Source organism: Klebsiella sp. HMSC25G12 (genome assembly GCF_001807705.1).
Classification (GTDB): Bacteria; Pseudomonadota; Gammaproteobacteria; order Enterobacterales; family Enterobacteriaceae; genus Klebsiella; species Klebsiella variicola.
In genome coordinates, this window is record NZ_KV789897.1 from 160,215 (window position 1) to 168,465 (window position 8,251).

Consider the following 8,251-nt stretch of genomic DNA (forward strand, 5'->3'; position numbering starts at 1 on the left):
GACTGATATGAAAAAGAACCCGTGAACTTACTCGAGTTCAGCCATCAGTTTAACCAGATGCTCAACAGCTTTCTGCTCATCTTCGCCTTCAGCGGAGAGGGTCACTACGGTGCCCTGGGTCAGGCCCAGAGTCTGCAGTTTGAACAGGCTTTTGGCGCTGGCGCTTTTGCCGTTGGAGGTTACAGTGATCTCAGAAGTGAAGCCTTTAGCTTCTTTAACAAACTGAGCAGCAGGGCGGGTGTGCAGACCGTTCGGAGCGGTAATGGTAACTTCTTGCTGGAACATTATATTTCCCCAACTTATAGGTTTAGTGTTGTGGACCTAAAGTCTAGTCTAACGACTCGACTTTAGCCTGTATTGTTAGCGCCGGCGTTACGTTTCCGGCCTCGGCGTCGGCAGCGCCTGGCGCTGCGAAGACCTGCGGGCCATTGACGTCTAGCACGTCATTAAACATTATGCCGCGAAAGGAAGACTTGAACCAAATCATAAAATCGATTCAGCTGGCGGAAATCCTCTTCTGAATAATTTCGCGCATCAAAATAAATGTGCTGGTTAAATACCAGACCCTACGAGGTGAATCAATGCCAGGAGGGGTAAAACTTTGACGTATGCCACAAAAAAGCACCTGAAAAGGTGCTTTTTTACACATTATTTACAAGCTGGCACTACTGTTGCAATTCTTTCTCAGTGAAGAGATCGGCGAACAGCGCGGTGCTTAAATAACGCTCACCTGAGGAAGGCAGGATAACCACAATATTCTTATTGGTAAAGGCCTCATCTTCCTGCAGCTTCAGCGCGGCGGCAACAGCGGCCCCGGAAGAGATACCCGCCAGGATGCCTTCTTCTTCCATCAGACGGCGCGCCGTGGAGATAGCTTCCTCGTTGGTAATGCCGATCACTTTGTCCACCAGCTTCAGATCCAGGTTGCCAGGAATGAAGCCGGCGCCGATGCCCTGAATTTTGTGCGGGCCCGGCTTGAGCTCTTCACCCGCCAGCGCCTGGGAGATGACCGGCGAATCGGTCGGTTCGACCGCGACGGTGATCAGATCTTTTTTGCCCTTGGTGTTTTTAATGTAGCGGCTGACGCCGGTCAGCGTACCGCCGGTGCCTACGCCAGAGATAAAGACGTCCACCTGACCATCGGTGTCTTCCCAGATTTCCGGGCCGGTGGTCTTTTCGTGGATTTCCGGGTTAGCCGGGTTGCTGAACTGCTGCAGCAGCAGGAATTTTTCCGGGTTGCTGGCGACGATCTCTTCCGCTTTCTGAATAGCGCCTTTCATGCCTTTTGCGCCTTCGGTCAGTACCAGGTTGGCGCCCAGCGCTTTCAGCAGTTTGCGGCGCTCAATGCTCATGGTTTCCGGCATGGTTAGCGTTAGCTTGTAGCCGCGGGCCGCCGCCACGTAGGCGAGGGCGATACCGGTGTTGCCGCTGGTCGGTTCGACCAGTTCCACGCCAGGTTTCAAAACGCCGCGCTTTTCAGCATCCCAGATCATATTGGCGCCGATACGGCATTTTACGCTAAAGCTCGGGTTACGAGATTCTACCTTTGCCAGGATACGGCCGTTACCAATGCGGTTCAGTCGTACCAGCGGCGTGTGACCGATAGTCAGGGAGTTGTCTTCAAAAATCTTACTCATGGCCCGTCCTTAACTGTATGAAATTTGGGGGTACGGCATCAGCATACCCGCTTAAAGAATATGCGGAAGTAAGGATTTAGCATATCTATATGCGGAAGGGAAATAATGATAAGCAAGAAGGAATAAGCGAGATATAAGGAGCGGCCTCAGCCGCTCCCGGGGTGAACATGTTTGGGCTATTTCCAGACCGCGTGTTTATCGCGATAACAATCGACCCACATTGCGGTGGCGCCGCAGATGGCCACTGGCAGGATCACCAGGTTTAACACCGGGATCATGGTAAACAGACTGGTGAGCGCCCCAAACTGCATATTCATCACTTTGCGGCTGCGCAGCGCTTCGCGCATGGTTTTGAAGGGAACCTTGTGATTATCAAAGGGGTAATCGCAGTATTGAATTGCCAGCATCCATGCGCTGAACAGGAACCAGAGTACCGGGGCCACCGTCTGGCCAACGCCGGGTATAAAGTAGAGCAGCAACAGCACGATGGCACGGGGCAGGTACCAGGCCAGCTTCTGCCACTCACGTTTCATGATGCGCGGAATATCCTTCATGATGCCAAAGACGCCGACATCCGGCGGGGTGGCGCCAGTCAGACGCGCTTCAAGTTGTTCCGCCAGCAGGCCGCTGAACGGCGCAGCTATCCAGTTGGCGATAGTCGAAAAGAAGTAACCAAACACCAGCAGAATCGAGAGCACCACCACCGGCCACAGCAGGTAATTCAGCCACTGCAGCCAGTCCGGCACATGGCTCATCAGCGAGGGGATCCAGCTGTCGAGACGGGTAAATAGCCACCAGAAGGCTCCGCCCATAAGCAGCACGTTAACCAGCAAAGGCAAAAAGACATAACGCCGTATGCCAGGCAGCCCGATGAGTTTCCAGCCCTGCGAAAAATAATAAACGCCGCTACGCGGGGTCGGTGCGGATGATGAAACCATAGCCAGGCAATGCTCCTTTTTTAACATCCAGTGTGAATGCTCGCTTATTTTATCGGGTCGCCAGACAATAACCAGTTAGGAAATGTTCGAAAAAACAGCAAAAAGCACGATTTAGTTCATCTTTATGTGGTGAAAGCGACCGACGCACTTGCACTTGAGGTAATCGGCAAATACTCTTAGTGAGTAAATGTTTGCCGTGGTGGCAAGGTGTTAGAACAACAGAGAATATAATGATGCAGGATTTGCGTCTGATATTAATCATTGTTGGCGCGATCGCCATAATCGCTTTACTGGTACATGGTTTTTGGACCAGCCGTAAAGAACGTTCTTCGATGTTTCGCGATCGCCCACTGAAACGTATGAAGTCGCGCGACGATGAGTCGGAAAACGAAGACTTTGATGATAATGTTGAAGGCGTAGGTGAAGTCCGCGTTCATCCGGTCACTCACGCCCCGCACGGCGCGCATGGGGAGCATGAAGCCCCTCGTCAGGCGCCGCAGCACCAGTACCAGCCGCCTTACGAGCGCCAGATGCAGCAGCCTGTGCGTCCTGATGAACCGGTTCGCCAGCCGCAGCAATCGCCGCGCCAGGCCCCGGTTCAACCGCAGGGACAGCAGCATGCGGCTGCGCACCCTGGCTGGCAACAGCCGCAGCCCGCGCAGCCGCCCGTGCAACCCCAACATCAGCCGCAGCCCGTTGTGCAGCAGCCCGTCGCACCGCAGGCGGTGACGCCGACCGTTGCCCAGCCGCAGCCAGCCGCCCCACAGCAGCCTGTGCCACAGCCTGTTGCCGCGCCGCAGCCCGCCGTCGCCGAGCCGCAGCCGGTAGAGCCGCAGCAGCCTGCCGCGCCGCAGCCGAAAGAGCGTAAAGAGACGGTCATTGTGATGAACGTCGCCGCCCATCACGGCGCACAGCTTAACGGCGAGGTGCTGATCAACAGCATCCAGCAGGCCGGCTTCAAGTTTGGTGAAATGAATATTTTCCACCGCCATCTGAGTCCGGATGGCAGCGGCCCGGTACTGTTCAGTCTGGCCAACATGGTGAAGCCGGGGACCTTCAATCCGGACAGCATGGCGGATATGATGACCCCTGGGGTGACTATTTTTATGCAGGTCCCTTCCTACGGTGATGAACTGCAGAACTTCAAGCTGATGCTGCAGTCTGCGCAGTATATCGCCGATGAAGTGGGCGGCGTGGTGCTTGACGATCAGCGTCGCATGATGACGCCGCAAAAACTGCGTGAATACCAGGATCGTATTCGCGAAGTGAAAGACGCGAACGCCTGACGTCCCGCGTTATCTCAACTCCTTCTCAACCCCCGCCTGTCGGGGGTTTTTTATCATTGATGGTGTGATATGGAACCGATCGAACAACAACTGACTGAACTGCGAACCACGCTTCGCCATCATGAATATCTGTACCACGTTATGGACGCGCCGGAAGTGCCCGATGCGGAATATGACCGCCTGATGCGCGAGCTGCGCGAGCTGGAGAGTCAACATCCGGAGCTGATTACCCCGGACTCGCCGACTCAGCGGGTGGGGGCGGCGCCACTAACTGCCTTCAGCCAGATCCGCCATGAAGTGCCGATGCTGTCGCTGGACAACGTGTTTGATGAAGAGAGCTTTCTCGCCTTCAACAAGCGGGTACAGGATCGCCTGAAAAGCACTGACGATCTCACCTACTGCTGCGAGCTTAAGCTCGACGGCCTCGCGGTGAGTATTCTCTACGAAAACGGCGTACTGATGCAGGCCGCGACCCGCGGCGACGGTACCACCGGCGAGGATATTACCTCCAATGTGCGAACCATTCGCACTATCCCCCTCAAGCTGCATGGCGAGAATATCCCGGCACGTCTTGAGGTGCGTGGTGAGGTTTTCCTTCCGCAGGCCGGGTTTGAAAAAATCAATGAAGAAGCGCGCCGCACCGGCGGAAAAGTGTTTGCTAACCCGCGTAATGCGGCGGCGGGTTCGCTGCGCCAGCTCGATCCGCGCATCACGGCGAAGCGACCGCTTACTTTCTTCTGCTACGGCGTTGGCGTGCTGGAGGGCGGTGAGCTGCCGGCCAGCCACTCGGCCCGTTTGCAGCAGTTCAAAGCATGGGGACTGCCGGTGAGTGATCGCGTCACCCTGTGTCATACTCCCGAGGAAGTGCTCACTTACTATCGTAAAGTCGAGGAAGATCGTCCTCATCTGGGCTTTGACATTGATGGCGTGGTGATCAAAGTCGATTCGCTAGCGCTGCAGGAGCAGTTGGGTTTTGTGGCCCGCGCGCCGCGCTGGGCCGTGGCCTTTAAGTTCCCGGCACAGGAGCAGATGACTTTCGTCCGGGATGTGGAGTTCCAGGTAGGGCGCACCGGGGCGATCACGCCAGTGGCGCGCCTTGAGCCGGTCCATGTCGCCGGCGTGCTGGTGAGCAATGCCACCCTACATAACGCCGATGAAATCGAACGCTTAGGTCTGAAAATCGGCGACAAGGTAGTGATTCGTCGGGCAGGCGATGTGATCCCGCAGGTGGTCAATGTGGTGCTTTCCGAGCGTCCGGCGGATGCCCGGGATGTTGTCTTTCCGACCCACTGCCCGGTATGTCAGTCCGACGTTGAGCGAGTGGAGGGCGAGGCGGTAGCCCGCTGTACGGGCGGCCTTATCTGCGGCGCGCAGCGTAAAGAGTCGCTTAAGCACTTCGTCTCCCGTCGCGCGCTCGACGTTGACGGCATGGGTGACAAGATCATCGACCAACTGGTGGAGAAAGAGTATGTCCATACGCCGGCGGATCTGTTCCGCCTGAGCGCCGGGAAACTCACCGGGCTGGATCGGATGGGGCCGAAGTCCGCGCAAAATGTGGTCAATGCTTTGGAAAAAGCCAAAGAGACGACCTTCGCACGCTTCCTCTACGCTCTGGGTATTCGCGAGGTAGGCGAAGCGACAGCGGCGGCCCTGGCGGCGCATTTCGGCACTCTTGAAGCCCTGGAGCAGGCTTCCATTGAGGAGCTGCAAAAGGTCCCTGATGTTGGCATCGTGGTTGCCACCCATACCTTCAACTTCTTTGCCGAAGAGAGTAACCGCGATGTCATCGCGCAGCTGCTGGCCGAAGGCGTTCACTGGCCGGCGCCAGTCGTGGTGAAGGCGGAAGAGATTGATAGCCCGTTTGCGGGTAAAACCGTGGTCCTGACCGGCAGCCTGAGTCAGCTATCGCGGGATGACGCCAAAGCGCGTCTCGTCGCGCTGGGGGCGAAGGTGGCAGGCAGTGTGTCGAAGAAAACTGACCTGGTGATTGCCGGCGAAGCGGCGGGTTCTAAGCTGGCGAAAGCGCAGGAGCTGGGCATTGAGGTGATTGACGAAGCCGAAATGATGCGTCTGCTGGGAGAATAACGTGGATAAAGCGCAGCTGGTCGAAATAGCCAATACTGAGATGCCGTTCGGTAAATACAAGGGACGTCGTTTAATCGATGTCCCGGAAGAGTATTTACTGTGGTTTGCGCGTAAGGATCAGTTTCCTGCCGGCCATCTCGGCGAGCTGATGGCGTTGACCCTGCTGATTAAAACCGAGGGGCTGAGCGATCTGGTTCAGCCCCTGAAGAAAGCGCGTTAAGCTTTGGCGGCGTTGGCCTTTTCCTCAGCGAGACGCGCATCGGTTTGCTGGTTGTAGCGCCGCGCCAGCACCGCGCAGACCATCAGCTGGATTTGGTGGAAGATCATCAGCGGCAGCACCATGATGCCGAGGATGGAGGTCGGGAAGAGAATATTGGCCATCGGGATGCCGTTGGCCAGACTCTTTTTCGAACCGCAGAAGACGATGGTAATCTCATCGGCTTTGTTAAAGCCGCAGCGGCGGGCGACGAACACGTTCACAGCGATGACAATGGCCAGCAGCACCAGGCTGACCACCACGATAAACAGCAGCGATCCCAGACCGACTTTATGCCAGATGCCATTCACCACTGCCTCGCTAAAGGCGGAGTAAACCACCAGCAGAATCGAGGTCTGGTCGGTCTTACCAATCCACTTCTTATGCTTCGCCACCCAGTTGCCGATCCACGGCCGTGATAAGTGACCGAGTACGAAAGGCAGCAGCAGCTGCAGCATGATTTTACCGACCTGCTCCAGGCTGCCGCCTGCGCCATGAAGGTTCATCAGGACGCCCACCAGCAGCGGTGAAACAAAGATCCCCAGCAGGCTGGAGGCCGAGGCTGAGCACACCGCCGCCGCGACGTTGCCTCCGGCCAGCGAAGTAAAGGCGATAGCGGATTGCACGGTGGCCGGCAGAATGCACAGATAGATAAAGCCGCTGTAGAGCATCGGATCGACATTCACCGGCGCCCACCAGGCAAACAGAACCCCGAGTACCGGGAAGAGAATAAAGGTGCTGCACATCACCCACAGATGCAAACGCCAGTGGCTGCCGCCGGCGATAATCGCTTCCCGGGAGAGTTTAGCGCCGTGCATAAAAAACAGCAGGGCAATGGCGGCGGTGGTCAGATGTTCAAAGAAGGGAACGAAAGCGCCACGGGCGGGGAAGAATGAGGCCAGCAGGACAACGGTGACCAGGGTTGCCGTAAACGGATCGAGAATGCGGAAAAGTTTCATAAACGCTCCTGAAAAGAGATGCGCTATTGTGCTTTTTTTCATTTGAGAAATAAAATTGATTTATTGCATCTATTCATGAATAAAAAAGATGAATTACTCTCTGCGTCAGTTAAAAGTATTCGTCACCGTCGCCCGGGCCAGAAGCTTCAGCCGGGCAGGGGAGATGATTGGCTTAAGTCAGTCGGCCGTCAGCCATAGCGTCAAAGAGCTGGAGCATCAGACCGGCGTCCGGCTACTCGACCGTACCACTCGCGAAGTCGTGCTCACCGAAGCGGGTCAGCAGCTGGCGGGGCGGCTGGAGCGTTTGCTCGATGAGTTGACGATTACCCTGCGCGACGCCGGGCGCGTCGGCCAGCAGATGAGCGGTACCGTCAAGGTCGCCGCCAGTCAGACGATTTCCGCCCACCTGATTCCGCAGTGTATTGCTCACAGCAACCGTCGTTATCCAGATATCGATTTTGTGTTGCACGATCGGCCCCAGCAGTGGGTGCTGGAGAGTATTCGCCATGGGGAAGTGGATTTCGGCATTGTGATCGACCCCGGCCCGGCGGCAGATCTGCAGTGTGAAGTGGTCCTGGCGGAACCTTTTTTGCTGCTCTGCCGGGAGGATCATCCTTTTGCCGGCCTGACGGAGGTGCCGTGGCAAGCGCTGCAGGATGAGAGACTGATCCTGCAGGACTATGCCTCCGGCAGCCGTCCGCTGATTGATGCGGCCCTTAGCCGGCTGGCTATCCGGGCGAACATTGTGCAGGAGATTGGTCACCCGGCAACGCTGTTTCCGATGGTAGAATCGGGAATTGGCATCAGCGTTCTGCCGGCGCTGGCGCTGCCGTTACCGCAGGGGAGCCATCTGACGGTGAAGCGGCTGACCCCGGTGATGGAGCGGCAGTTGATGCTGGCATGCCGGAAAAATCGCTCGCTGTCGACCGCCGCTCAGGCGTTATGGGAAATTGTGCGTGAAGAAGGGGCAAATTTAACCGCTGCGAGGGTGGAAGATCCGCTGTATCAGCGCTGACAGGGGGAGTGCTGCGGGGGAACTCGCGGCAAGACCGCAAACTGCGCATAGCAAAAAGGCGCCTTTAGGGCGCCT

The 8,251-nt window shown here is 56.7% G+C and carries 8 protein-coding genes; 4 read left to right on the forward strand and 4 right to left on the reverse strand.

The genetic code is table 11. The annotated features are described in order from the left end of the window. Positions 1-27 precede the first annotated feature (27 nt). The 3 genes from ptsH to cysZ form a co-directional block, all read right to left on the reverse strand. Entirely contained in the window at positions 28-285 is a 258-nt protein-coding gene (gene ptsH / locus HMPREF3096_RS16465) for a phosphocarrier protein Hpr (RefSeq protein ID WP_002913505.1), read from the reverse strand. Between the two features lie 380 nt (positions 286-665). Further along, entirely contained in the window at positions 666-1,637 is a 972-nt protein-coding gene (gene cysK / locus HMPREF3096_RS16470) for a cysteine synthase A (protein ID WP_012540942.1), read from the reverse strand. A 176-nt stretch (positions 1,638-1,813) separates the two neighbouring features. Then, positions 1,814-2,575, reverse strand: coding sequence for a sulfate transporter CysZ (gene cysZ, locus HMPREF3096_RS16475; protein ID WP_012540943.1), 762 nt, complete (start codon positions 2,573-2,575; stop codon positions 1,814-1,816). 230 nt (positions 2,576-2,805) lie between these two features. Between cysZ and zipA the strand changes: the two genes are divergently transcribed. The 3 genes from zipA to HMPREF3096_RS16490 all read left to right on the forward strand — a co-directional run bounded on the left by zipA (position 2,806) and on the right by HMPREF3096_RS16490 (position 6,166). Then, positions 2,806-3,861, forward strand: coding sequence for a cell division protein ZipA (gene zipA, locus HMPREF3096_RS16480; protein ID WP_032730872.1), 1,056 nt, complete (start codon positions 2,806-2,808; stop codon positions 3,859-3,861). A 69-nt stretch (positions 3,862-3,930) separates the two neighbouring features. Continuing rightward, entirely contained in the window at positions 3,931-5,946 is a 2,016-nt protein-coding gene (gene ligA / locus HMPREF3096_RS16485) for an NAD-dependent DNA ligase LigA (RefSeq protein ID WP_012540946.1), read from the forward strand. Position 5,947: 1 nt separating this feature from the next. Beyond that, positions 5,948-6,166 (forward strand): DUF3820 family protein, encoded by a 219-nt coding sequence (locus HMPREF3096_RS16490; protein ID WP_002913440.1) that lies wholly within the window; start codon positions 5,948-5,950, stop codon positions 6,164-6,166. On the opposite strand, the gene HMPREF3096_RS16495 is transcribed toward HMPREF3096_RS16490, so the two are convergent. After that, on the reverse strand, positions 6,163-7,161 hold the full coding sequence (locus HMPREF3096_RS16495) for a bile acid:sodium symporter family protein (RefSeq protein WP_032730871.1): 999 nt from the start codon (positions 7,159-7,161) through the stop codon (positions 6,163-6,165). The two genes, HMPREF3096_RS16490 and HMPREF3096_RS16495, sit on opposite strands and share 4 nt — an antisense overlap. An 88-nt stretch (positions 7,162-7,249) precedes the next feature. Between HMPREF3096_RS16495 and HMPREF3096_RS16500 the strand changes: the two genes are divergently transcribed. After that, on the forward strand, positions 7,250-8,176 hold the full coding sequence (locus HMPREF3096_RS16500) for a LysR family transcriptional regulator (protein ID WP_008803880.1): 927 nt from the start codon (positions 7,250-7,252) through the stop codon (positions 8,174-8,176). Positions 8,177-8,251 lie beyond the last annotated feature (75 nt).

Excerpts from the sequence above, each read along its gene's own strand:
- zipA (WP_032730872.1), top strand. The coding sequence starts at position 2,806 with ATGATGCAGGATTTGCGTCTGATATTAATCATTGTTGGCGCGATCGCC.
- HMPREF3096_RS16500 (WP_008803880.1), top strand. The coding sequence starts at position 7,250 with ATGAATTACTCTCTGCGTCAGTTAAAAGTATTCGTCACCGTCGCCCGG.
- cysZ (WP_012540943.1), bottom strand. The coding sequence starts at position 2,575 with ATGGTTTCATCATCCGCACCGACCCCGCGTAGCGGCGTTTATTATTTT.
- cysK (WP_012540942.1), bottom strand. The coding sequence starts at position 1,637 with ATGAGTAAGATTTTTGAAGACAACTCCCTGACTATCGGTCACACGCCG.
- ptsH (WP_002913505.1), bottom strand. The coding sequence starts at position 285 with ATGTTCCAGCAAGAAGTTACCATTACCGCTCCGAACGGTCTGCACACC.
- HMPREF3096_RS16495 (WP_032730871.1), bottom strand. The coding sequence starts at position 7,161 with ATGAAACTTTTCCGCATTCTCGATCCGTTTACGGCAACCCTGGTCACC.
- ligA (WP_012540946.1), top strand. The coding sequence starts at position 3,931 with ATGGAACCGATCGAACAACAACTGACTGAACTGCGAACCACGCTTCGC.